Here is a 25025-nt window from a genome sequence, read left to right as displayed (position 1 = left end):
GGCTGGGTCAGGACATGACGCCCAGTAAGCGCGGCAGGAATAGCGTTAATTCTGGAAGGTAGGTAATGAGTAACAGAACGCCGAAGATAGCGATATAGAACGATATCAGTGGCTTAATGACTTCTTCAACCTTCACCTTACCGACGCTGGCACCGACATACAGTCCACTGCCTACCGGCGGCGTGATGGTACCGATCGCCAGGTTATAGATCATAATGATACCGAAATGCACCGGATCTACGCCGATCTTAACCATAATCGGTAGCAAGATCGGGGTAAAAATCAGAATCGCCGGGCCGATATCCATAAAGGCGCCAATGAGCAATAGAAAAACGTTGACCACCAGCAGGATAACCTCTTTGTTTTCTGATATCCCCAAAATCATCCTGCTGAGAGCTGCCGGAATATTGGTTATCGACATGGAGAAGGACATGGCCGATGAGGTGGCCAACAGGAACATAATGATCCCTGTCATCACCACCGTCTGGATCAGAATCGCTGGCATATCTTTCAGTGAAAGCGTGCGGTAGCAGAGGGTCAGCAATAATGTGTACACCACAGCGATGGCCGATGCTTCAATCGCGGTAAAGATGCCCTTTACGATACCGCCGACGATAATCACGATCAGCAGCAAACTGGGTACCGCCTCAAGCGTGACTTTCAGCGCCATTCCTTTCTGAACGGTAAAAAATACCCGATAGTTATTTCGCTTCGCGACCACCCAGGTCACAAGCATACAGCCGACGCCCCACAATATTCCGGCGACCATACCGCCTGCGAATAACGCAGCGATTGAGGTTCCTCCGCTGGCCAGCGCATAGAGGATAAAAGCGGTGGTTGGTGGAATAAGCATGCCGGTTGGGGCAGAGGCAATATTGGCAGCGGATGCGAACGCGCGGTTATAGCCTTCTTTTGCGCTCATTGGCACCATAACGCCGCCGATTGACGTCGAAGCAGCGATAGCAGAACCGGAAATTGCGCCAAACATCATGTTACCGACAATATTGGTGTAGGTTAACGAACCGGGCAGCCGGCCGGTAAACAGTTTCGCGAAGTTCACCAGGCGTGTAGCGATCCCCCCGCTGTTCATAATGACGCCGGAAAGCACGAAAAATGGCACCGCCAGTAGGGCGAAACTATCGAGGCTGGAGAACATTTTCTGCGCGGTAGCGAACATCGAGATATCGAACGGTAAGACCAGCATCATGGTGCTGCAAGAGGCTATGACGATGCAGATACCAATAGGCGCGCCCATCGCCAGTAAGAGCACGAACACGCCAATTAACGTCAGAGAGGCGAAAACAGGATCAATCATGGTGATTCTCCACGGTCGGCGAGGAGGTTCGGATCGTGCGCACGGCATCGACGATGTTCAGGAGGCTGTAGATAATAATCAGCATGCCTGCGATGGGCAGAGCGTAATACACTTTCCCCATCGGGATCCCCAGCGCCGGGGAGACCTGGAGCATAGAAATCGCTGAAATTTTCAGGCCGCCGATAATCAGTATCCATACGGAAAATGCCATGAACGTTAACTGTAAAACGATCATCCACCAGTGGCGAACCGTCGTTGAGACCTTATCGATAAGCAGGGTCAGACTGATATGCTGTTGCTTGCCGGCAACGTAAGCCATACCCAGCATGGAAATCCATACCAACATAAAACGCAGTAGTTCTTCGGTAATGGTGCTTGGGCGCCCAACAATATAGCGGCTAATCACCTGCCAGCATGACACTGCGACCATAATTGTAAGTACCAGGCAACAGACAAGCTCAAGTAGCCTGTCGAGTCCTTTTCTAAATTTTTCCATAACATATCCTGTGCTTATCTGGCTTTAGCGGATTGAATTTTTTGGTACAAGGCGTACAGGTCCGGGCGGGATTTCAACTCGTCATAAATCGGCTGTACCGCCTGCTGGAAGGGTTTCTGATCGACCTCGAAGAATTCGACATTGAAGTCTTGAATCGCCGATAGTTTTGTCTTTTCGATTTCAGCTTCCCAGGCCATTTTTTCGAACTCGGTAGAGGCTTTTATCGCTTCGCGAATGACTTTCTGTTGCTCTGGGGTCAGCTTTTCCAGCGTCAACGAACTCATCAGCAAAATATCGGGGATGCGGGTGTGCATATCGTAGGTGTAGTAGCGGGCAACTTCGCCGTGCCGGGCGATCGTGAGGGCGAACTCGTTGTTTTCTGCGCCATCCAGGATCCCCTGTTGCAGCGAGGTATAGACTTCGGCCTGACTCATGGCGATGGGGGAGGCGCCCAATAGCCTTAGCGTACGAATCGCGGTTTCGCTCTGCATTACGCGGATCTTTTTACCTTGCAGATCGCCGAGATTGCGGACCGGGCCTTTGCTCATATAAAAGTTACGGGCGCCTGAGTCGTACCAGCCGACGCCGATAAATCCCTGTGCGGCAGTGGATTGATACACGCTTTCCATGACCTGCGGGTCATCCATAACCTTGTAATACTCTTGCGGGTTGGCAAAAAGGTAAGGCAGAGAGAAAACACCGTATACAGGCGAAAAACTTTCCATGAGCCCGGAGGAGACTTTGGTGATATCCACCACGCCGACCTGGGTGAGTTCGACTAGCTCGCGCTCGCCGCCAAGCTGGCCGTCCGGGAAATACATGACTTTGACTTCACCATGGGTGTTGGACTCGATCTGCTCGCCGAGAAAACGTAACGCCTCTTTCACCGGTTGGCTGTTTTCGGCATAGGCCAGCCGTAATATCGTATCTGCCCGCGCTCCGGCCGGCAGTATCAGCAGGATGGCCGTGAGTAGCACTATTCTCCGTAGTAATTTCATTTTTCCCTCGCTATCAATGATTGCTGAAGGCGAAATTACCTGGTTGTGCCGGGAGAGACCTTTAGCCTGTTGCCACGATGTGCCAAAAGTGGCAACAGGACAGGGAAAGATGAGAGCCAGATCAGAAGTGTGTTTTTTTCAGATTTTATAAAGGTCTAACCCACGTGACTTTGCGCAGAACGCGATCCCGCTACAGGACGAAGCAACATATGACAACAGGTTAATTTATTGTTTTATTTGGCAAAAAAATGGATATACCCCGTTGTTATAACCTTATTAAAAATACGGCATTGATAAGCGTTTTCAATATCATTTAATTAACTATAATGAACCAACTGCTTACGCGGCCTTAACACTTCCTGCCGCTCGACAATAATGGAGATGATTATGAGTTATACACTGCCAGCCCTGCCGTACGCTTATGACGCCCTGGAACCGCACTTTGACAAGCAGACGATGGAAATCCATCACTCTAAGCACCACCAGGCCTACGTTAACAATGCTAACGCTGCGCTGGAGAGCCTGCCGGAATTCGCAAGCCTGTCCGCTGAAGAACTGATCACCAAACTGGATCAGCTGCCGGCTGACAAAAAAGGCGTTCTGCGTAACAACGCCGGCGGCCACGCTAACCACAGCCTGTTCTGGAAAGGCCTGAAAACCGGGACTACCCTGCAGGGCGACCTGAAAGCGGCGATCGAGCGTGATTTCGGTTCCGTTGATAACTTCAAAGCGGAATTCGAAAAAGCGGCAGCAACCCGCTTCGGTTCCGGTTGGGCGTGGCTGGTCCTGAAAGGTGACAAACTGGCCGTGGTTTCTACCGCGAACCAGGATTCCCCGCTGATGGGCGAAGCTATCTCTGGCGCTTCCGGCTTCCCGATCGTGGGCCTGGACGTCTGGGAACACGCTTACTACCTGAAATTCCAGAACCGTCGCCCGGACTACATCAAAGCCTTCTGGGATGTGGTTAACTGGGACGAAGCAGCTGCACGTTTTGCCGCCAAAAAATAAGGTTGCATTGTGCTGACTGAGAAGCGAGTCTGATGACTCGCTTTTTTTGTATCGGCATAAGGAGCAGCAGATGCACTATCCGCTCAACGTCTATATCGGTCGCGTTCGCGATTTTCCCAGCAGCCGCCCGAGCGCTATCAAAAAAATTCAGGTCGACGGCGAGTTAACCCTGGGTGAGCTGGGCCTGGAAGGTGATGAGCAGGCGGAACACAAAATTCATGGCGGGCCAGACCGCGCGCTTTGCCACTATCCCCGTGAACACTATGCCGACTGGATCCGCGAGTTTCCTGAACAGGCCGACCTTTTCTGCTCGCCGGCGTTTGGCGAAAACCTCTCTACCGAAGGGCTGACGGAGCATAATGTCCACATTGGCGATATCTTTCGTTGGGGCGAGGCGCTGATTCAGGTCACGCAGCCGCGTTCACCCTGCTTCAAACTTAACTTCCATTTTGCTATCAGCGATATGGCGCAGCGAATGCAGCAAAGCGGTAAAACGGGCTGGCTCTATCGGGTAGTGGCGGGCGGTCATGTCTCCAGCGATGCGCCGCTGGAGCGGGTCTCTCAGGTCAGTGATGTGAGCGTCTACGAAGCCGGAGCCATTGCCTGGCATATGCCGTTCGATGATGAGCAGTATCATCGCCTGCTGTCTGCCGCGGGGCTGTCGGTGAGCTGGACCCGCACCATGCAGAAGCGGCGTTTAAGTGGGCAGATAGAAGATAATTCGCGGAGATTATGGGGGGAATAATTCCCCCCATTAGAGCCTTGCCGGACGTGTTCCCGGCGGCGGCGGGCGACATGTCCGTGTCACCGGGACAGACTTCATCAGGTCCGTTTGTACAACGGCAGCCAAATCGTTAAACGCAATCCACCCAGCGGGCTGTCATCGGCCTTGACCCAACCGCGATGCTGCTGAATAGCCGCTTCGACAATCGCCAGCCCCAGACCGGTGCCGCCAGACTCGCGATCGCGAGCCTCGTCGGTGCGGTAGAACGGCCGGAATATCTGCTCGCGATCCTCCGGGCTAACGCCTGGACCGTCGTCATCAACGTTAATCGTGATGCCGTCTTTATCGACGGAGAAGCTCACTGAAATTTTGGTATGCGAGTAACGCAGCGCGTTACGCACGATGTTTTCCAGCGCACTTTCCAGGGCATTCGGGTTGCCGTAGAGCGGCCAGGGGCCTGGCGGATACTCTACCGTGAAGGATTTCCCTACCTGCTCGGCCTCAAACGCAGCGTTATCCAGCACTTCACCCCACAGCTGATTCGCCTTCACCGTTTCGCTCACCAGGGCGTTGTTCGCCTGGTTGCGCGACATCACCAGCAGGTCGTTGATCATGCTGTCCAGCCGGTGGGCTTCGGTCTCAATTCGCTCAAGCTCTTTGCTCTCGCCACTGCGGCGACGCAGCAGGGCGGTCCCCAGTTGCAGGCGCGTGAGCGGGGTACGTAGCTCGTGAGAAATATCGGATAACAAACGCTGCTGCCCGGTCATCATGCGTTCCAGCGCCGTCACCATCTGGTTAAAACTGGCCCCGGCAGCTAAAAACTCCTGCGGGCCGGCTTCCAGCTCTGGATGTTGGCGCAGGTTACCCTGCGCGACCTCATCGGCGGCGTTTTTCAACTTACGCGCCGGCTTGGCCAGGCTCCATGCAAGCCACAGAAGCAGGGGAGAACTGACCAGCATCGTCACGATGAGCAGAAGCAACGGACGGTCGAACAGCAGGTTGATAAAGTCTGACTGGGAGGTACTGGCGGGGCGGATTAGATAAAGCTGGTAATTATCTTCCCCATCCCTGACGGAAAACGGGCCAACCATTTCCAGGCGGCCGTAACGTTTTTTCTGCGGATGATCGGCATTATCGGCCTGGCCGATAAAGTTGCGAATGATCTGCATTTCGTTGCGTTCTGCGCCGATAACGCGTCCTTCGCTGGTGACCAGCAGTAAACGCTGCCCCGGCGGGGCCCACTTATCGATCGCGCGGAACAGACGACGCCACCACATCAGATCGTTGGGCGGGTCGGTCGCCAGTTCGGCTTCGACGTGCTGTTCAATCATGATGCCCTGACGCTGTTCGCTTTCCAGCAATTCGGTCATCTGGCGCGAGTCCAGCTTGGGCAACATCAGAACCAGCATCAACACCAGTGCCAGCGTAAGCCAGAAAATAGCGAAGATGCGTGCGGTTAAACTTCCTATCATGAAGCTGAAACCATCAGGTAGCCGCGGCCGCGCAGGGTTTTAAACCATGGGTGACCATCTTTGCGCTCCGGCAGCTTACGACGCAGATTCGAAATATGCATATCGATAGCGCGGTCGAATGGCGTAAGGCGTTTACCCAACACTTCCTGACTCAGGTGTTCACGAGATACCACCTGGCCGAGATGCTGCGCCAGCAGGTAGAGCAGGGTGAACTCGGTACCGGTCAGCTCCAGGGTTTGCCCATCGAAATTGGCCTCCTGACGACCCGGATTGAGGCTTAATGCATCAACTTCCAGCGTCGGGGAACCTGCTTCGGTGGTTTGCTGCTGCTCGCTCCAGTGCGAACGGCGCAGAATCGCGCGTATACGCGCCACCAGTTCACGATCGTTGAACGGCTTAGGTAAGTAATCATCTGCGCCCAGCTCAAGGCCAAGCACGCGATCCAGCTCGCTACCGCGGGCAGTGAGCATAATGACCGGGGTCTGGTGTGTCTGACGTAACTCTTTCAGTGTATCGATGCCATTTTTCTTCGGCATCATCACATCAAGCAAAAGTAAATCGATGCTGTCGTCAAGAAGAGCCAGTGCCTGTTCCCCGTCATGGGCCACGAGCACATTAAATCCTTCCATATCAAGCAGCTCTTTTAACAGGGAGGTGAGCTCCCGGTCATCATCAACTAACAGGATTTTATTCATTGTTTAAATACCTCCGAGGCAGAAATTACGTCATCAAGGCTCGCTAATCCATGACTTTACGTTGTTTTACACCCCCTGACGCATGTTTGCAGCCCGAATCGTAGACTGTATCTCGTTGAATCGCTACACAGACACAAACGTATTGGGAGTATGTGATGCGCAATGTTATAGCTGCCGTCATGGCCTCAACGCTGGCGTTAAGTGCATATAGCCAGGCCGCTGAAGTCGTTACCAGCGTTAACTGGCTCCCCGGAGACGACGGGGTGCAGCGCACCAGCCAGAGTCATATGTTTGACGGCATAAGTTTAACCGAACAGCAACGTCAGCAGTTACGAGATCTTATGCGACGGGCGCGCCACGACAGGCCACCCATTAATGTTAGCGAAATGGAGACAATGCATCGCCTTGTCACCGCAGAAAATTTTGATGAAAACGCTGTGCGCGCTCAGGCAGATAAGATGGCGCAGGAACAGGTTGCCCGCCAGATCGAAATGGCAAAAGTTCGCAACCAGATGTACCACCTGTTAACGCCAGAGCAGCAAGCGGTTCTCAATGCTAAACACCAGCAACGAATGGATCAGTTGCGTGAGGTTGCAAGGATGCAGAAAGGATCAGCAACCATGCTGTCGAGTAGTAGCAATACCGTGCAACCCCAGTAGTAAACCCTGTTTTCCTTGCCATAGACACCATCCCTGTCTTCCCCCACATGATGTGGGGGTTTTTTTTGCCTGTCACTCAGCAATATGACTTCTTCTCCTTGCGCCTCGTTGCGGCAAAAGTTCAGGTTATACTAAGCGCATCGCCGAAAAGGAGAGTTTATGAATCAATCTTATGGGCGGCTGGTGAGCCGGGCGGCTATTGCGGCGACGGTGATGGCCTCCACGTTACTTTTGATCAAGATTTTTGCGTGGTGGTATACCGGTTCTGTCAGTATTCTGGCTGCGCTTGTGGACTCGCTGGTGGATATTGCCGCCTCGTTAACCAACCTGCTGGTGGTGCGATATTCGCTGCAACCCGCTGATGAAGAACATACTTTTGGTCACGGCAAGGCGGAATCGCTGGCCGCGCTGGCGCAAAGTATGTTTATCTCTGGGTCGGCCCTGTTCCTGTTTTTGACCGGCATACAGCATCTGGCGCGTCCGGAGCCCATGCAGGCGGCAGGTATTGGCATGATCGTGACCCTGATTGCGCTGGTCAGCACGCTGGTGCTGGTCACTTTTCAGCGCTGGGTGGTGAGAAAAACGCAAAGTCAGGCGGTGCGAGCAGATATGCTTCATTATCAGTCTGATGTTATGATGAATGGCGCCATTCTGGTGGCGCTGGGCCTGTCCTGGTATGGCTGGCATCGTGCCGATGCGCTGTTTGCTCTCGGGATTGGCATCTATATTTTATATAGCGCGCTGCGTATGGGCTATGACGCTGTTCAGTCGTTATTAGACCGCGCACTTCCTGATGAGGAACGTCAGGACATTATCAATATCGTGACCGCATGGCCTGGCGTCAGCGGGGCGCACGATCTACGAACGCGGCAGTCAGGGCCGACTCGCTTTATTCAAATACATTTGGAAATGGAAGATAACCTCCCTCTGGTTCAGGCGCATGTGATTGCCGACCAGGTTGAGCAGGCGATTCTGCACCGTTTCCCGGGTTCTGATGTCATTATCCATCAAGACCCCTGCTCCGTCGTGCCGCTGGCACGCCAGGGCGTTTTTTGAGCGTTGAGTTATAGTCTGTAAATTCGATGTTAAAATGTGGGGCGGATCGGCATTATTTGTATAAATTACCGCCATTTGGTCTGACCTGAATCAATTCAGCCAGAAGCGTTTGATATACTATTGCAATTATCGTCGTGCTCTCCTGATCGAGGAGCGCTTCAGGCAACAGGATTATTTTTTGCTTCCTAAGTTCAGAGGTAGTCATGATTAAGAAAATCGGTGTATTGACAAGTGGCGGTGATGCGCCGGGCATGAACGCAGCAATTCGTGGCGTTGTGCGCGCAGCATTAACGGAAGGTCTGGAAGTTTTTGGAATCTATGACGGTTACCTCGGCCTGTATGAAGATCGCATGGTTCAGCTCGACCGCTATAGCGTTTCCGACATGATCAACCGTGGCGGTACTTTCCTGGGTTCAGCGCGTTTTCCTGAATTCCGCGAAGAGCATGTGCGTGCCGTAGCCCTTGAGAACATGAAAAAGCGTGGTCTGGATGCGCTGGTTGTTATTGGCGGTGACGGTTCCTACATGGGGGCGATGCGCCTGACCGAAATGGGCTTCCCGTGCATCGGTCTGCCTGGCACCATCGATAACGACATCAAAGGCACCGACTACACCATCGGTTTCTTCACCGCGCTGAGCACTGTAGTTGAAGCGATTGACCGTCTGCGTGATACCTCTTCTTCTCACCAGCGTATTTCTGTTGTTGAAGTGATGGGCCGCTACTGTGGCGACCTGACCCTGGCGGCGGCGATTTCCGGTGGCTGTGAGTTCATCATGGTTCCCGAAGTTGAATACACCCGCGATGACCTGGTGTCTGAAATCAAAGCCGGTATTGCAAAAGGTAAGAAACACGCCATCGTGGCGATCACTGAGCACATGTGCGACGTGGACGAACTGGCTCACTACATCGAGAAAGAAACCGGCCGTGAAACCCGTGCAACGGTACTGGGCCACATTCAGCGTGGTGGTTCTCCGGTTCCTTACGACCGTATCCTGGCTTCCCGCATGGGCGCCTACGCGATCGAACTGCTGCTGCAGGGCTTCGGTGGCCGCTGTGTCGGCATTCAGAACGAAAAACTGGTGCACCATGACATCATCGATGCTATCGAGAACATGAAGCGTCCGTTCAAAAACGACTGGCTGGATTGCGCGAAGAAACTGTACTAAGTTCTGGCGCGAGACAAACAAAAAGGCCTTCTCTCTGAGAAGGCCTTTTTTTATCGGGCGGGTTATTCGATATCCAGCGCATCCTCGGAAAGGATGATGCCGGTATTATCAGCATACAGATGGTCGCCGGAGAAGAAGGTCACGCCGCCGAAATTGACGCGAACGTCGCTTTCGCCGATGCCTTCGCCAGCGGCGCCAACAGGAATAGCGGCCAGCGCCTGGATGCCAATATCCAGATCTTCCAGGTCGTCAACCTGACGCACTGCGCCATAGACCACTAACCCTTCCCACTCGTTTTGTACGGCCAGACGCGCCAGGTCGGCGTCAATTAACGCACGGCGGACGGAGCCCCCGCCATCGATCAGTAAGATGTGACCACGGCCGTTCTGTTCGAGCATATCGTATAGCAACCCGTTATCCTCGAAACATTTCACCGTGATGATTTGTCCACCAAACGACGACCGCCCCCCAAAGTTGGAGAACAGAGGTTCCACTACGTTGACATCTTCCTGGTAGATGTCACAAAGCTCGGAAGTATCGTATTTCATAGGCTTAACGTTCAGTTGCTGCGAGAGTTTTTAGTATATCTCGCGAATCGTATTGTTGGCAAAATCATCAATTGTTAATTGATATTTGTCAGTTAACCCGCGAGCTTGCTGCAAACAATTCCAATGACAAACAGCAGGTTGGTTAACAGCGCGGCTTTGACCGTCCGTTCCAGCATTGGACGCATGGCGGCCGGCTCGCGCTCGCGCATCACAAATCGCGCCTGCTTCGCCAGCAGCGGCGTAGCGAGCATGAACAGCCAACCCCATAGGTTTTGTAGCGATATCAGATTAAACAGCGCCAGACACAGCGGAGCGCCGATAAGCAGGCTTGCGTGGTAGCGGCGGGCGTTGACCGGTCCCAGGCGTACCGCCAGGGTATTTTTGCCGTTCTCTCGGTCGCTATCGATATCGCGCAGATTATTGATATTCAGCACCGCAGCGGCTAACAGGCCACAGGCGGTGGCAGGCAGGAAAATGACGGCTTCAATGGTGTGGGCCTGTAGATACCAGCTCCCGGCGACGCTAAGCCAGCCAAAGAACAGCAGTACCGAAATATCGCCCAGGCCTATATAGCCGTAAGGACGGGTTCCGACGGTGTAGGTAATGGCGGCGATAATCGAAAGGCTGCCGAGCACCATAAAGCCAATAAAATCGGCCATCGTTTGCCAGGCGCAGAACAGCAGCGCCAGCCCGGAGAGGCAAATCAGCACCACGGTGGCGATCAGCGCGCGCTTCATTTGCGGCTGGGTGATAGCCCCTTTCTGCATGCCGCGCAGTGGTCCTAAACGGTCGGGTTTATCGCTGCCCTTCACGGCATCGCCATAATCGTTGGCGAGATTCGACAGTATTTGCAGCAATCCAGCGGTGATCAGCGCCAGTAGCGCGACCCAGGGATCGAAGTGCCCCTGATACCAGGCCAGCGTTGTGCCAACCACGATGGCGGAAAAGGCCAGAGGGAGTGTTTTTGGCCGCAGGCTTTCGAGCCAGGCCTGGGTGCGGGTTATTGGTTTTTCAGTCATAGGTTCCGGCCAATAAAAATGGGGCTATACCCGCCATCCTTCAAGCTGCCTCTTTGTTGGCTTCGCCTGCTCACCCCGGTCACTTACCTGAGTAAGCTCCCGGAGATTCTTTGCGTCGCCGCCTTCCTGCAACTCGAATTATGTTGGGTTTATATAGCCCCATCTATAGTGATGAAAATATATTGGACCGGATTATAGGATAAAACGGCTCAGATCTTCATCTGCCACCAGTACATCCAGATGTTTACCAACATATTCCGCATCAATCGTGATGCTCTGACCGTTCATTTCGCTGGCGTCGTAGGAGATATCTTCAATCAGACGCTCCAGCACGGTGTGCAGACGACGTGCACCGATGTTTTCGGTGGTTTCGTTCACCTGCCATGCTGCCTGTGCGATGCGCTTGATACCTTCCTGGGTAAACTCGATGTTAACCCCTTCGGTGGCCATCAGTGCTTTGTACTGCACGGTGATGGAGGCATTCGGCTCGGTCAGGATGCGTTCGAAATCTTCGGTAGTCAGCGCTTTCAGCTCAACGCGGATCGGCAGACGTCCCTGCAGTTCCGGGATCAGGTCAGACGGGCTGGCCACCTGGAATGCGCCGGAGGCGATAAACAGGATATGGTCGGTTTTGACCATGCCGTGTTTGGTTGAGACGGTGCAGCCTTCCACCAGCGGCAGCAGGTCACGCTGAACGCCTTCACGAGAGACATCCGGGCCAGAGCTGTTGCCACCACGCTTACAGATTTTGTCGATTTCGTCGATAAACACGATACCGTGCTGTTCAACGGCATCGATGGCATCCTGCTTCAGCTCTTCCGGGTTCACCAGTTTCGCCGCTTCTTCTTCAATCAGCAGCTTCATCGCGTCTTTGATTTTCAACTTACGCGGTTTTTGCTTCTGGCCACCGAGGTTCTGGAACATAGACTGCAGCTGGCTGGTCATCTCTTCCATGCCCGGAGGGGACATGATTTCAACGCCCATTGGCGCAGCGGCAAGATCGATCTCGATTTCTTTGTCGTCGAGCTGGCCTTCACGCAGTTTCTTACGGAATGCCTGGCGCGCCGCTGACGGCTCCTGAGGCTGTTCTGCCTGGCCCCAGTTATTTTTTGCCGGCGGGATCAGTACGTCGAGAATACGCTCTTCGGCCATCTCTTCGGCGCGATAGCGGTTTTTATCAATGGACTGCATGCGGACCATTTTGATCGCCGCATCGGTCAGATCGCGGATAATCGAATCCACTTCTTTACCGACATAGCCCACTTCGGTGAATTTCGTTGCTTCAACTTTGATGAACGGCGCGTTGGCCAGTTTCGCCAGACGACGAGCAATTTCGGTTTTACCGACGCCGGTCGGACCGATCATCAGAATGTTTTTCGGCGTGACTTCGTGGCGCAGTTCTTCGTTTAACTGCATACGGCGCCAGCGGTTACGCAGCGCGATAGCCACAGAACGCTTGGCTGCATCCTGACCGATAATGTGTTTGTCCAGTTCGCTGACAATTTCGCGTGGGGTCATTTCAGACATGGGAGATCCTTACGCTTTAGAGGCTAATTCTTCGATGGTGTGGAAATGGTTGGTATATATGCAGATATCACCTGCAATATTCAACGCCTTCTCTGCGATGTCGCGTGCGCCCATATCGGTGTTTTCCAGCAGAGCACGAGCCGCGGCCTGAGCGTAGGGGCCACCAGAACCGATAGCGATCAGATCGTTTTCGGGCTGCACCACGTCACCGTTACCGGTGATGATTAGCGAGGCGTTTTCATCCGCGACCGCCAGCAGGGCTTCCAGTTTGCGCAACATACGATCGGTACGCCAGTCTTTTGCCAGTTCCACGGCGGCCTTGACCAGGTGTCCCTGGTGCATTTCCAGTTTACGTTCAAACAGTTCGAACAGCGTGAAGGCATCAGCAGTGCCGCCGGCGAAGCCTGCGATCACTTTGTCGTTGTACAGGCGACGAACCTTTTTCACGTTACCTTTCATGACGGTATTGCCAAGCGTGGCCTGGCCATCACCGGCGATAACCACATGGCCGTTACGGCGAACACTTACTATTGTTGTCACGAGCAGACCCCTTGGTTACAAATGCGGAATAGGGGCCCCGCGGATGACGCGGGGCAGAATGCAATTATAGATGGGGGGGATTTTTAGGGTTTCAACCCCTGGCGGCAAGACGAATGCAGTTTGCATGCCCGGCCATCTTCAGGCGAGTGATCATATCGTTGGCGCTTTCTTTGCCTTTCAGCGGCCCAATCACCACGCGGTTCCAGCCATTGTTGGTGGTAATGCGTGAGGAGAACCCTTCAAATGCCAGCTGTGCGCGCACGGTTTCTGCCTGCTCAGCGCCTTTAAAGGAGCCGCACTGAATCATCCAGCTACGATCGTCTTTCTTCTCAGCCGGCGCTTTCTGCGCTTCTTCAACGCGAGCAACTGGCGCGGCGGCCTGGGTTTTAGGCTGCGACGTTGTATGCGCCGGCGTTTGTAGCAGGTCCTGATACGGCTGCTGGGTAGACGCGGTTTGCTTCGGCTGCTGCACCGGTTTTGGTTGCGCAGCTGGCTTTGGCTGTTCTGCTACTCGCTGTTGCGCACGCGGCTGTTGTACCGGCGCCTGCGTTTGCGTCTGCGCCCACTGCTGCTGGGCAACCTGTTGCTGCTGTTGCACCTGCTGCTGAGCCAGACGTTGGCGCTGCAGCGTTTGCTGGCGCTGGGCCTGGGTTTGTTCGTTCCACGGAACTTCAGTCAGCTGAGTTGGCTGCTGGCGCATATCCGCCTGCATTTGTGCCAGCAGCTGACGCTGTTCGTTGGTTAGCTGTTCGGGTTTCATCACTTCCCCGCCGGCCGTCGGTTCAGTAGGCGCACGTACGCCAGGCTGGCGACTTTCCAGCTCTTTGATATAGCGCCAGCGCTCTTCCGGCTTCGGCGGTAAGCCGTTTCCTGCAGCCTGACGGTTTTGCAGGGCTTCCGCTTCTTCTTTTTTATGGTGCGTGATGAAGTACAGCCCACCGATAAAGGCCACCAGCACTGCCGCCGCGATCGCAACCATCGTTGGTGAAACCGCCGCCAGGCTGCTCTGTTTGTTCCTTGAGCTTCGGGTATTACCCTTTTTGCGCCGCGAAGAAGCCGGTTGGCTGCGGCGTACATAATCTCGTTGTGCCACTATCGTTTCGCTGTCTTATTCGTTCGTCAGTCCGCCATGTTACTTAAGCGGCAAGGCTTTGACCAGAACCGGATGGTTATGCTCTGATTTTACGTGTACTGCCGCGAACGATCAGTTCGCAGTCCAGCAATCGTGAACCGCTGTTCACATTATGACCATGTAGCTGATCCAGTAGTAACAGCATCGCTTCGCGGCCGATATCAAAGCGCGGTTGCGCAACGGTCGTCAATGGCGGATCGCAAAATTCAGATAAAGAGATATTATCGAAACCCACAATCGACAGGTCGTCAGGCACTTTCAGGCCCCGGCGTTTTGCCAGCGACAGCGCGCCAAGCGCCATGATATCGCTGTGGCAGAAAACCGCGGTGGGCGGCACCGGGAGCGCCAGAAGCTGCTCCAGCGCGTTGGCACCGGCTTCATAGGTAAAATTACCGCGCGCAATATAATGCGGGTCGATAGTTATTCCACTGCGGCGCAGCGCCTGCACATAGCCCTGAAGCCGGTAATGGCACAGCGGCATCTCTTCCGGACCGGCGATACAGCCAATGCGCTGGTGTCCCAGTTCATGCAGATAATTAACAGCATTAAACGCCGCGGTGAGGTTATCGATATGCACCGTCGGCAGCTCCAGCTCCGGCGCAAACTCATTCGCCATGACCATCGGCGGTAGATTGCGTTGCTCTTCAACGCCAGCGTCGAAGGGCAGTCGTGAGCCGAGCAGCAGCATACCGTCGATCTGCTTGGTGATAATCAGGTCGATAAAGGTTTTTTCCTGGCGGTTCTGGTGAGCGCAGTCACCGATCAGCACCAGATATCCCTGTTCCGCCGCGGTGATCTCAATGCCTCGAATGATCTCGCTGAAAAAGGGATCGCAAATATCAGGCACGATGACCAGAATCGTACGCGATTCATTGCGTTTCATGTTACGCCCGAGCGACTGCGGCAAATAGCCGACTTCAAGCGCTGCCTGTTCCACCCGGTTACGGGTAGTCTGAGACACCTTATCGGGATTCATTAACGCTCGGGACACGGTTGCCGTGGAAACGTTTGCCTTCAGGGCGACGTCTTTCATCGTGGCGGCAACCACCTGTTTTTTGGGCTTCACCTGTTTTCTCCTCACTGACTCGTGCAGACACATCCCTTGTGCTCTGACATCAGCAACATTTTTAGCAGATAGTCGATGCAGAGAGTTACAGAATTTTCATGAAAAACGTGATGGTTGTTGAATTTTTTCGATCCGTCTCGCAAGAGAAGGCTTAACCTTCAATAGGATCGACATCCAGCACCCACTTTACCTTACGTGCTTCCGGCAGGGTGTTGATCAGCGCCAATGTCCCGCTGACAATATGCTGCAGGCGAACGCGCGACGGATGCTGGAGCAGGATCTGCCAGCGCCAGCGGCCTCCGCGTTTGGGGGCCAGCGCCGGTACAGGGCCAAGCACCCACAGTTTGTCATCGGCCAACGGGCTGGCCTGCAGCAAATTGCGCAACTGCTGCAGGAACAGTGGCGCCTGCTGATTGTTGTGATCTTCGGCACGAATAAGGACGTGGCTGGTCCACGGCGGCAGCTGCATGGTCTGACGTTCGGCCAGCGCCTGATCGGCAAAAGCGTCGTAACCCTGATACAGCAGCGTTTGCAGCAGCGGATGCTCCGGATGGTGCGTTTGCAGAATCACCTCGCCCTGTTTACCCGCGCGCCCGGCACGGCCAGAGACCTGGGTGTAGAGCTGGGCGAAGCGCTCGGCAGAACGGAAGTCGGCGGAAAACAGCGCGCCATCAACGTCCAGCAGAGACACCAGCGTCACGTCCGGGAAGTGGTGACCTTTTGCCAGCATCTGCGTGCCGATCAGGATACGCGCGCCGCCGCGGTGGATATCGGCGAGGTGCTGTTCGAGCGCGCCTTTACGGCTGGTGGTATCCCGGTCGACGCGGGAGATCGGAACGCCGGGAAACAGCGGCGCCAGCGCCTGCTCCAGCTGTTCGGTTCCCAGCCCGACGGGAACAAGGTGCGTCGACCCGCAAGAGGGACACTGACGCGGAATGGGGCGCTGACTGTCGCAGTGGTGACAGCGCAGGTGATGCTGGGCCTGGTGCAGAGTGTAATAGCTGTCGCAGCGCGGGCATTCCGCAATCCATCCACAATCGTGGCACAGCAGCGCAGGGGCAAAACCGCGGCGGTTTAAAAACAGGATCACCTGGTTATCGGCCTGCAGATGTTGCCGCATGCGGCTAATCAGGGCCGGAGATAGTCCCGCCTGCAGCTGTTGGCCTTTTAAATCCAGCACGTGCTGCTGAGCCGGACGCGCGTTGCCCGCTCGCTTGGTCAGCTTCAGCTGACGATACTTGCCCTGACGAACGTTATAGAGCGTCTCCAGCGCCGGCGTGGCGGAGCCCAGAATGATCGGGATTTGCTCGCTATGGGCGCGCCAGACCGCCAGGTCGCGGGCATGATAGCGCCAGCCTTCCTGCTGCTTATAGGAGCTATCGTGCTCCTCATCGATAACAATTACCCCGAGGTCTTTAAACGGCGTAAACAGCGACGAGCGCGTCCCGATGACGATAGCCGCCTCGCCATTTTTAGCCTTTAACCATGCAGAAAGACGCTCGCTGTCATTCAGCCCGGAGTGCAGCACCTCGACCGGCGCGTTAAAGCGCTGGCGGAAGCGGGCGATGGTTTGCGGCGTGAGGCCAATCTCCGGCACCATCACCAGCGCCTGACGGCCCTGTGCCAGCACGTTTTCCAGGACGCTGAGATAGACTTCCGTTTTGCCGGAACCGGTAATACCGGCCAGCAGCCAGGTTGAAAACCGGTCTGAAGCGCTATGAATGGCGCCCACGGCGGTGGCCTGTTCGGTATTCAGACGCAGCCGTTCGCCGGGAATGGAAAAATGGCTTCGCCAGTCGGTAAGGGCCGGGGTTTCGCTCGCCAGCTCACACAGCCCTTTGCCACGCAGCGCCTGCAGCGCCGCATCGTTAAACTCCAGCTCAGCGACCTGATAGCGCCATATTTTTCCCTGACGCAGCGCCGACAGCGCCTGCTGTTGCTTCGGCGAACGCTTGAGGCTGTTGATGTCGACGGCCTGCCCCTGTTCGGTGGCAAACCAGTACCACTGCGGCGCTGCGCTGGCCGGTTTACCCTGACGCAGCAGGATCGGTAGCGCGTGGAACAGCACATCGCCGATAGGGTGGTGATAATAATCGGCCGCCCATAGCAGCAGTCGCCAGACGGTAGATGAAAACACTGGTTCGCTATCCAGCGCTTCGGCAACCGGTTTTAGCTCATCTAACGGCAGTTCGCTGTGCTCGCTGATGGCGGTGACAATGCCGATCTTCTCCTGTTTGCCAAAGGGCACACGCACGCGACAGCCTGCTTTGACCGCCATGCCTTCAGGGAGGCGGTAGTCAAAAGTACGGGGCAGCGGAACGGGCAGGGCAACGTGGGCGACGGACATGTCATCTTCCTGACTTGAAATCTGGCCGCTTAGTATACACATTGTGATAAGGGCTCGCGGATCAGTTTGCATATGCTGGTCAAATTCTGTATGATTCGCCGCCTTTGGTGCGCTTCGTGCAGCATCAAACTAAACTTATTACCTGAAAGTTTCGCGCTGTGGTCAATGTGCCGGTAGCGTAGAAGGTGACGGGCAATTATTAACATCGCGTGGTGTCTGGCGTTAGGGCTGGAAGAGCGACGCGGCCTTAACTGAGGTTCTCCCATGAAAAAAGATATTCACCCGAAATACGAAGAAGTTACTGCTAACTGCTCTTGCGGTAACGTCATGAAAATCCGTTCTACCGTAGGTCACGACCTGAACCTCGACGTGTGCGGTAAATGCCACCCGTTCTACACTGGCAAGCAGCGTGACGTTGCTACCGGTGGCCGTGTTGACCGCTTCAACAAGCGCTTCAGCGTGCCGGGTACCAGCAAGTAATTTGCTGAAAGAAAAAGCCGCCTCAGGGCGGCTTTTTTTGTTTTTGTCGCCAGACCGCGCTGTAGTTGATGGCCGGTCAGCGACGTCAAAAAGGGCGGAGATAAACTCCGCCCTTTTTCATGCGCTTAGTATTCCCACGTATCCGGGTCGATGCCCATCTCACGCATAATCTGCTTCGCCGCTTCCGGGATCTCATCGCTGCGCTCTTTACGCAGGTCTTCATCGTTCGGCAACGGTTGACCGGTAAAGGCATGCAGGAACGCTTCACACAGCAGTTCGCTGTTGGTGGCATGCCGCAGGTTGTTCACCTGGCGACGCGTGCGTTCATCGGTGAGGATTTTTAACACCTTCAGAGGAATGGAAACCGTAATTTTTTTTACTTGCTCACTCTTCTTACCGTGCTCAGCGTATGGGCTGATATATTCGCCGCTCCATTCAGCCATGAGATACCTTAATCCTCTATTCATTAGTTAAGGACCAGAACGTCTTGTCTGGCCATAATTGCGCGTAGTTTACCGTAGCGGGGCGTGTCTGACATCTGATTAGCCCCTGCGGATGTGCGCCAATGCATATAATTTTAACGGCTATTCGCTTTTTGCTCAATCTATACGCAAAGAAGTTTAGATGTCCAGATGTATTGACGTCCATTGTGACAATGATTACTCTGGTGCCTGACTTTTCACCGATCCAGCCCAGGAACTGCCCAACATGACGCGTAAACAGGCCACCATCGCAGTGCGTAGCGGTTTAAATGACGACGAACAGTACGGTTGCGTTGTCCCGCCGATTCACCTTTCCAGTACCTACAACTTCACCGGCTTTAATGAACCTCGTGCCCATGACTATTCCCGTCGCGGCAACCCGACGCGTGATGTCGTGCAACGCGCACTGGCGGAGCTGGAAGGCGGCGCGGGTGCTGTGCTGACCAACACCGGTATGTCGGCTATTCTGCTGGTGACCACCGTGTTCCTGAAGCCTGGTGATGTGCTGGTAGCACCACATGACTGCTACGGCGGCAGCTATCGCTTATTTGATAGCCTGGCGAAACGCGGGTGCTATCGCGTGCTGTTTGTCGATCAGAATGATGAACAGGCGCTGAATGCGGCATTGGCTGAAAAACCGAAGCTGGTATTGGTCGAAAGCCCAAGTAATCCGTTGCTGCGGGTGGTGGATATTGCGAAAATCTGTTCGCTAGCTCGTGAAGCAGGTGCGGTAAGCGTGGTGGATAACACCTTCCTGAGCCCGGCGTTGCAAAACCCGCTGGCGCTGGGTGCCGATCTGGTACTGCATTCGTGCACCAAATACCTGAATGGCCACTCTGACGTGGTGGCGGGCGTGGTGATTGCCAAAGATCCGGCCCTTGTCACCGAACTGGCATGGTGGGCGAATAATATCGGCGTCACCGGCGGTGCATTCGATAGTTACTTGTTGCTACGTGGTTTGCGTACGCTCTCTCCGCGTATGGAAGTGGCGCAGCGCAATGCTCAGGCGATTGTCGACTATCTGAAAGCCCAGCCGTTGGTGAAAAAACTGTATCATCCGTCCCTGCCGGAAAATCAGGGGCATGAGATTGCTGCGCGTCAGCAAAAAGGTTTTGGCGCAATGTTAAGCTTTGAACTGGACGGGGATGAGCAGATGTTGCGTCGTTTTCTGAGCGGATTGTCGCTGTTTACGCTGGCCGAATCGCTGGGGGGCGTAGAAAGTCTGATTTCGCATGCCGCGACGATGACGCATGCAGGTATGTCGCCTGAAGCACGTGCGGCGGCTGGGATTTCAGAAACGCTTCTGCGTATTTCGACCGGTATTGAAGATGGTGAAGATTTAATTGCCGACCTGGAAAATGGCTTCCGGGCAGCAAACGAGGAATAAACATGAGTGTGAATGCGCAGGCAGGGGCGAAGGGTCGTCAGCTGCACAAATTTGGTGGGAGTAGTTTAGCGGATGCGAAATGTTACCTGCGCGTCGCGGGGATCATGACGGAATACTCGCAGGCGGGTGACATGATGGTTGTCTCCGCCGCGGGTAGCACCACCAACCAGCTGATTAGCTGGCTGAAACTCAGCCAGACCGATCGCCTTTCTGCGCATCAGGTGCAGCAGTCGCTGCGCCGTTATCATATGGAGCTGATCGCCAGCCTGCTGCCAGCAGATGCTGCCGATACGCTGATCGCCACTTTTATTCACGATCTCGAGCGCCTTGCCGGCTTGCTTGACAGCGGCGTGACCGATGCGGTCTACGCCGAAGTGGTTGGTCACGGGGAAGTCTGGTCCGCACGCCTGATGGCGGCAGTCCTGAACCATTTAGGGCAGGAGGCGGCCTGGCTCGATGCCCGCAGCTTCCTGCGTGCCGAACGCGGCGCCCAGCCGCAGGTGGATGAAGGCCTGTCCTACCCGTTGTTGCAGCAACTGATGGCGCAACACCCGAACAAACGCCTGGTGGTGACCGGTTTTATCTCGCGTAACAACGCGGGAGAGACGGTTCTGCTGGGGCGCAACGGCTCCGACTATTCCGCGACCCAGATTGGCGCGCTGGCCGGGGCCTCGCGCGTCACGATCTGGAGTGACGTGGCCGGGGTCTACAGTGCCGACCCGCGTAAGGTAAAAGATGCCTGCCTGTTGCCGCTGCTGCGCCTGGATGAAGCCAGTGAGCTGGCACGTCTGGCCGCGCCAGTGCTGCATGCCCGTACTCTGCAGCCGGTATCCGGTAGCGATATCGATCTGCAATTGCGCTGTAGCTATAACCCTGAACAGGGCTCCACGCGCATTGAACGTGTGCTGGCCTCCGGGACCGGCGCACGTATTGTGACCAGCCACGATGATGTGTGCCTGATTGAGTTCCAGGTGCCTGCGGGCCAGGATTTCAAGCTGGCGCATAAAGAGCTGGATCTTATCTTTAAACGCGCCCAGCTGCGCCCGCTGGCGGTCGGCGTTCATGCCGACCGTAAGCTGCTGCAGTTCTGCTATACCTCGGAAGTCGCCGACAGCGCGCTGCGCCTGCTCGACGAAGCCGGTCTCCCGGGCGAGCTGCGTCTGCGTCAGAAGCTGGCGCTGGTGGCGATGGTGGGGGCTGGCGTCAGCCGTAACCCACTGCACTGTCACCGTTTCTGGCAGCAGCTGAAAGGGCAGCCGGTTGAGTTTACCTGGCAGTCCGAAGAGGGCATCAGCCTGGTCGCGGTGCTGCGTGCTGGTCCGACGGAAAGCCTGATTCAGGGGCTGCACCAGTCGCTGTTCCGCGCCGAGAAACGCATTGGCCTGGTGCTGTTTGGCAAAGGCAACATTGGTTCGCGCTGGCTGGAGCTGTTCGCTCGCGAACAAACCACGCTTTCCGCGCGCACCGGTTTTGAATTTATTCTCGCCGGGGTGGTGGACAGCCGCCGCAGCCTGCTGAACTACGAAGGCCTGGACGCCAGCCGCGCATTGGCCTTCTTCAACGACGAGGCCGTCGCCCAGGATGAAGAGTCGCTGTTCTTGTGGATGCGTGCCCACCCGTACGATGATTTAGTGGTGCTGGACGTAACCGCCAGCGAGCAACTGGCCGATCAATACCTGGATTTCGCCAGCCATGGCTTCCACGTGATCAGCGCCAATAAACTGGCGGGCGCCAGCAGCAGCGATAAATACCGTCAGATCCACGATGCGTTCGAGAAAACCGGTCGTCACTGGCTGTACAACGCCACCGTAGGCGCGGGCCTGCCTGTGAACCACACGGTGCGCGATCTGATCGATAGCGGCGATACCATCCTGGCGCTGAGCGGCATTTTCTCCGGCACGCTCTCCTGGCTGTTCCTGCAGTTTGATGGCACCGTGCCGTTCACCGACCTGGTCGATCAGGCGTGGCAGCAAGGGCTGACGGAGCCGGACCCGCGCGTTGACCTGGCGGGGAAAGACGTTATGCGTAAACTGGTGATCCTCGCGCGTGAGGCCGGGTATGACATCGAGCCGGATCAGGTTCGTGTGGAATCGCTGGTGCCTGCGCACTGCGAAGAGGGCTCTGTCGATCACTTCTTCGAGAATGGTGAAGAGCTGAACGAGCAGATGCTGCAGCGTCTGGAAGCGGCCCGTGAAATGGGGCTGGTTCTGCGCTACGTGGCGCGTTTTGATGCCAACGGCAAAGCACGAGTCGGCGTGGAAGCGGTACGTGAGGAGCACCCTCTGGCGGCGCTGCTGCCGTGCGACAACGTGTTTGCAATCGAGAGCCGCTGGTACCGCGATAACCCGCTGGTGATCCGCGGCCCGGGTGCCGGCCGCGATGTGACCGCTGGCGCCATTCAGTCGGACATCAACCGTCTGGCGCAGCTGCTGTAATTCAACCCTGTCACGAGACCAGGCGTTGCTCTGGTCTCGTGACATCAGCGTGCAGCGAACACCTCTTTGGCGGCAAACAGGCCATTCAGCGCCGCGGGGAACCCCGCATATACCGCCATCTGCATGATCACTTCGAGAATTTCTTCCTGCGACAAACCCACGTGTAACCCGGCGGCAATGTGCACTTTGAGCTGCGGGGCGGCGTTGCCCAGCGCGGTAAGCGCGGCAATGGTGGCGATTTCACGGCTGCGCAAATCCAGCCCCGGACGGGCGTAGATATCGCCGAACGGGAACTCAATCAGATAGCGGGCAAAGTCCGGGGCGATAGCCTGCAGGCTGGCTACGACGGCATCGCCGCCCTTACCATCAACGCGCTGCAGCATCTCAAGGCCGGTAGTATAACGTTCTGATGTCATGATCTTTCCTCATAGAGATAATGTGCTGTAAGGAGAGTAGAGGCATCGGGAAGCGTTGAGTAATACCCTTTTCGTGATACCTTTCCGGTATGACAAATTCGCGCTTATCTACTCTGGACATGCGGCTGCTGCGTTATTTCGCGGTGGTGGCGGAAGAGAACAACATTAGTCGGGCAGCGCAGCGGTTGTTTATTTCACAGCCGCCGCTGAGCCGGCATATCCGCCAGCTGGAAATGCTGCTGGGGGTGACGCTGTTTGTCCGTCACACCAAAGGACTGATACTGACCGCAGAAGGCGAGCGGGTGCTGGAGACGATCCGGCCGTTGCTGGCGCTGCAGGAGCAGACGCTGAGCGCGTTAAGCCAGCTCTCCCGCGACCGCCAGCAGCCGTTACGACTGGGGCTGACCACCGCGTTTGAACAGGGGATCTTTGCGCCGCTGGAATCGGCCCTGAGCGGTCACGTCAGCGTCCTGCACCTCAGCCGACAGGCTTCACCGGCCCTCGCTCAACAGGTGCGCAGAGGCAAGCTGAACGCCGCGCTGGTGGCGTTGCCGCTGGATGCCGACGGCTTAACGTTTTCGCCGCTGCCCTATGATGAACCGCTGATTGCGGCATTGCCGGCTTCATGGCCGCAAGCCGCCATGGTCCAGTTGACCTTAAACGCCCTGAACCATCGACCGCTGTTCTGGTTCAAGCGGGAGCGTAATCCGGCGTTTTTTGACCAGACCCGGCGCATCTTTGAACGTGCTGGCTTTACCCCAACCTACGTTGAAGAGCCTGCCGAGCATGATGTCCTGCTGGCGCGTATTGCGCGTGGCGAAGGGATGATTCTGCTGCCCGCCTCATTTGCGGCTATTCAGCGTCAGGGGGTGGTGTTCCAGACGCTGGAGGAGGCCCGTCTGCATCTGACGCTGGGATTATTAACCCGGCCGGAAGATGACGCGTTGCGCGACTGGCTGCTGCCGTTAATTGAAGAATCATTAACTTAGCGTCGGGTGACATGAATTAATCTCATCTTCGCTGAATATTCCTCACTGTTTACGCTGATTTTTCTATTGACGCCTGCCCGCTTTTCCGTCATTTTTACATCTGGACGTCTAAACGTATAGAAGTTCGCAACACAACAAACAATAAAATGCGATTGATGAGGTAAGGTATGAGCTTTTTTCACGCCAATCAGCGGGAAGCGCTGAATCAGAGCCTGGCAGAAGTGCAGGGCCAGATTAATGTGTCTTTTGAATTCTTCCCGCCGCGCACCAGTGAAATGGAGCAAACCCTGTGGAAGTCCATCGATCGCTTAAGCAGCCTGAAGCCGAAGTTTGTGTCGGTGACCTACGGCGCGAACTCCGGCGAGCGCGACCGTACCCACAGCATCATCAAAGGCATTAAAGAGCGTACTGGTCTGGAAGCGGCACCGCATCTGACCTGTATCGACGCCAGCCGCGACGAGCTGCGCGCCATTGCCCAGGACTACTGGAACAACGGCATTCGTCATATTGTCGCCCTGCGCGGTGACTTACCGCCGGGTAGCGGCAAGCCGGATATGTACGCCGCCGATCTGGTGACGCTGCTGAAAGAGGTGGGCGATTTTGATATCTCCGTGGCGGCCTATCCTGAAGTGCACCCCGAGGCCAAAAGCGCGCAGGCGGATCTGCTGAATCTGAAGCGTAAGGTCGATGCGGGCGCCAACCGGGCAATCACCCAGTTTTTCTTCGATGTTGAAAGCTATCTGCGTTTTCGCGATCGCTGCGTGTCGGCCGGCATTGATGTCGAAATTATTCCCGGGATCCTGCCGGTCTCTAACTTCAAACAGGCGAAGAAGTTTGCCGACATGACCAACGTGCGCATCCCTACCTGGATGTCGAAAATGTTTGAAGGCCTGGATAACGATGCGGAAACCCGCCAGCTGGTCGGGGCGAACATCGCCATGGACATGGTGAAGATTTTAAGCCGGGAAGGGGTGAAGGATTTCCACTTCTACACGCTGAACCGTGCCGAGATGAGCTACGCGATTTGCCACACGCTGGGCGTGCGCCCGGCGGTATAAAACGATGGCC

General features: G+C 55.6%; 24 protein-coding genes. 10 read left to right on the top strand and 14 right to left on the bottom strand.

The genetic code is table 11. The features are described from left to right. Window positions 1-7: 7 nt before the first annotated feature. From HF679_RS17955 to HF679_RS17945, 3 genes are read right to left on the bottom strand one after another with little or no spacing between them, the layout of a single operon-like run. Window positions 8-1315, bottom strand: a complete 1308-nt coding sequence (locus tag HF679_RS17955; protein ID WP_123758020.1) for a TRAP transporter large permease — start codon at window positions 1313-1315, stop codon at window positions 8-10. Then, on the bottom strand, window positions 1308-1811 hold the full coding sequence (locus HF679_RS17950) for a TRAP transporter small permease (protein WP_123758019.1): 504 nt from the start codon (window positions 1809-1811) through the stop codon (window positions 1308-1310). The genes HF679_RS17955 and HF679_RS17950 overlap by 8 nt, the downstream gene beginning before the upstream one ends. Before the next feature lie 14 nt (window positions 1812-1825). After that, window positions 1826-2809 carry a TRAP transporter substrate-binding protein gene (locus tag HF679_RS17945; RefSeq protein WP_123758018.1) on the bottom strand — a complete coding sequence of 328 codons (984 nt, stop codon included), beginning with the start codon at window positions 2807-2809 and terminating at the stop codon, window positions 1826-1828. Between the two features lie 387 nt (window positions 2810-3196). Here HF679_RS17945 and sodA point away from each other — a divergent pair, with 387 nt between their 5' ends. Further along, entirely contained in the window at window positions 3197-3817 is a 621-nt protein-coding gene (sodA, locus tag HF679_RS17940) for a superoxide dismutase [Mn] (RefSeq protein WP_123758017.1), read from the top strand. A 70-nt stretch (window positions 3818-3887) separates the two neighbouring features. Further along, the gene (gene yiiM / locus HF679_RS17935) at window positions 3888-4562 is read left to right on the top strand and encodes a 6-hydroxyaminopurine reductase (RefSeq protein WP_187042264.1); all 675 of its coding nucleotides are present in this window, start codon (window positions 3888-3890) and stop codon (window positions 4560-4562) included. A 77-nt stretch (window positions 4563-4639) separates the two neighbouring features. Here yiiM and cpxA read toward each other — a convergent pair whose 3' ends face one another. Both cpxA and cpxR read right to left on the bottom strand, forming a co-directional pair. After that, the gene (gene cpxA / locus HF679_RS17930; RefSeq protein WP_123758015.1) at window positions 4640-6013 is read right to left on the bottom strand and encodes an envelope stress sensor histidine kinase CpxA; all 1374 of its coding nucleotides are present in this window, start codon (window positions 6011-6013) and stop codon (window positions 4640-4642) included. Then, on the bottom strand, window positions 6010-6708 hold the full coding sequence (gene cpxR / locus HF679_RS17925; RefSeq protein ID WP_004203671.1) for an envelope stress response regulator transcription factor CpxR: 699 nt from the start codon (window positions 6706-6708) through the stop codon (window positions 6010-6012). The genes cpxA and cpxR overlap by 4 nt, the downstream gene beginning before the upstream one ends. 155 nt (window positions 6709-6863) lie before the next feature. On the opposite strand from cpxR, the gene cpxP reads away from it, so the two are divergent. From cpxP to pfkA, 3 genes are all read left to right on the top strand, one after another. Beyond that, the gene (cpxP, locus tag HF679_RS17920; protein ID WP_123758014.1) at window positions 6864-7367 is read left to right on the top strand and encodes a cell-envelope stress modulator CpxP; all 504 of its coding nucleotides are present in this window, start codon (window positions 6864-6866) and stop codon (window positions 7365-7367) included. Between the two features lie 159 nt (window positions 7368-7526). Beyond that, window positions 7527-8423, top strand: coding sequence for a CDF family cation-efflux transporter FieF (fieF, locus tag HF679_RS17915; RefSeq protein WP_123758013.1), 897 nt, complete (start codon window positions 7527-7529; stop codon window positions 8421-8423). Between the two features lie 203 nt (window positions 8424-8626). Continuing rightward, on the top strand, window positions 8627-9589 hold the full coding sequence (gene pfkA, locus HF679_RS17910) for a 6-phosphofructokinase (RefSeq protein WP_123758012.1): 963 nt from the start codon (window positions 8627-8629) through the stop codon (window positions 9587-9589). Window positions 9590-9651: 62 nt separating this feature from the next. Here pfkA and rraA read toward each other — a convergent pair whose 3' ends face one another. The 7 genes from rraA to priA form a co-directional block, all read right to left on the bottom strand. After that, on the bottom strand, window positions 9652-10137 hold the full coding sequence (gene rraA, locus HF679_RS17905) for a ribonuclease E activity regulator RraA (protein WP_123758011.1): 486 nt from the start codon (window positions 10135-10137) through the stop codon (window positions 9652-9654). A 92-nt stretch (window positions 10138-10229) separates the two neighbouring features. Then, entirely contained in the window at window positions 10230-11156 is a 927-nt protein-coding gene (menA, locus tag HF679_RS17900) for a 1,4-dihydroxy-2-naphthoate polyprenyltransferase (RefSeq protein ID WP_123758010.1), read from the bottom strand. Between the two features lie 192 nt (window positions 11157-11348). Continuing rightward, window positions 11349-12683: an HslU--HslV peptidase ATPase subunit gene (hslU, locus tag HF679_RS17895; RefSeq protein ID WP_123758009.1), complete on the bottom strand. Its 1335-nt coding sequence runs from the start codon at window positions 12681-12683 to the stop codon at window positions 11349-11351. 9 nt (window positions 12684-12692) lie between these two features. Further along, window positions 12693-13223, bottom strand: a complete 531-nt coding sequence (gene hslV / locus HF679_RS17890; RefSeq protein WP_095105382.1) for an ATP-dependent protease subunit HslV — start codon at window positions 13221-13223, stop codon at window positions 12693-12695. 91 nt (window positions 13224-13314) lie between these two features. Then, window positions 13315-14316 (bottom strand): cell division protein FtsN, encoded by a 1002-nt coding sequence (gene ftsN / locus HF679_RS17885; RefSeq protein ID WP_123758008.1) that lies wholly within the window; start codon window positions 14314-14316, stop codon window positions 13315-13317. 76 nt (window positions 14317-14392) lie between these two features. After that, window positions 14393-15421 (bottom strand): DNA-binding transcriptional regulator CytR, encoded by a 1029-nt coding sequence (gene cytR, locus HF679_RS17880; RefSeq protein WP_123758007.1) that lies wholly within the window; start codon window positions 15419-15421, stop codon window positions 14393-14395. Between the two features lie 151 nt (window positions 15422-15572). Continuing rightward, complete coding sequence (gene priA / locus HF679_RS17875; protein ID WP_123758006.1) at window positions 15573-17768, bottom strand: primosomal protein N'; 2196 nt, start codon at window positions 17766-17768, stop codon at window positions 15573-15575. A gap of 264 nt (window positions 17769-18032) precedes the next feature. On the opposite strand from priA, the gene rpmE reads away from it, so the two are divergent. Next, a complete protein-coding gene (rpmE, locus tag HF679_RS17870) occupies window positions 18033-18248 on the top strand; it encodes a 50S ribosomal protein L31 (protein ID WP_045853658.1) in 216 nt (71 codons plus the stop codon). A 125-nt stretch (window positions 18249-18373) separates the two neighbouring features. Here the strand turns inward: rpmE and metJ are convergent, their stop codons facing one another. Continuing rightward, entirely contained in the window at window positions 18374-18691 is a 318-nt protein-coding gene (gene metJ, locus HF679_RS17865; protein WP_004869405.1) for a met regulon transcriptional regulator MetJ, read from the bottom strand. Window positions 18692-18956: 265 nt separating this feature from the next. On the opposite strand from metJ, the gene metB reads away from it, so the two are divergent. Together metB and HF679_RS17855 are read left to right on the top strand one after the other, a co-directional pair. Then, window positions 18957-20117 (top strand): cystathionine gamma-synthase, encoded by a 1161-nt coding sequence (metB, locus tag HF679_RS17860; RefSeq protein ID WP_123758005.1) that lies wholly within the window; start codon window positions 18957-18959, stop codon window positions 20115-20117. A gap of 2 nt (window positions 20118-20119) precedes the next feature. After that, window positions 20120-22552, top strand: coding sequence for a bifunctional aspartate kinase/homoserine dehydrogenase II (locus tag HF679_RS17855; protein ID WP_123758004.1), 2433 nt, complete (start codon window positions 20120-20122; stop codon window positions 22550-22552). A gap of 44 nt (window positions 22553-22596) precedes the next feature. On the opposite strand, the gene HF679_RS17850 is transcribed toward HF679_RS17855, so the two are convergent. After that, window positions 22597-22968 carry a carboxymuconolactone decarboxylase family protein gene (locus HF679_RS17850; protein WP_123758003.1) on the bottom strand — a complete coding sequence of 124 codons (372 nt, stop codon included), beginning with the start codon at window positions 22966-22968 and terminating at the stop codon, window positions 22597-22599. 89 nt (window positions 22969-23057) lie between these two features. On the opposite strand from HF679_RS17850, the gene HF679_RS17845 reads away from it, so the two are divergent. Further along, window positions 23058-23957 carry a LysR family transcriptional regulator gene (locus HF679_RS17845; protein WP_187042263.1) on the top strand — a complete coding sequence of 300 codons (900 nt, stop codon included), beginning with the start codon at window positions 23058-23060 and terminating at the stop codon, window positions 23955-23957. A gap of 167 nt (window positions 23958-24124) precedes the next feature. Beyond that, a complete protein-coding gene (metF, locus tag HF679_RS17840) occupies window positions 24125-25015 on the top strand; it encodes a methylenetetrahydrofolate reductase (protein WP_123758001.1) in 891 nt (296 codons plus the stop codon). The last annotated feature ends 10 nt before the right edge of the window (window positions 25016-25025 follow it).

This window comes from Enterobacter sp. JUb54 (genome assembly GCF_014298075.1).
Taxonomy (GTDB): Bacteria; Pseudomonadota; Gammaproteobacteria; order Enterobacterales; family Enterobacteriaceae; genus Klebsiella; species Klebsiella lignicola.
This window is presented reverse-complemented; position numbering and strand designations above follow the sequence as displayed.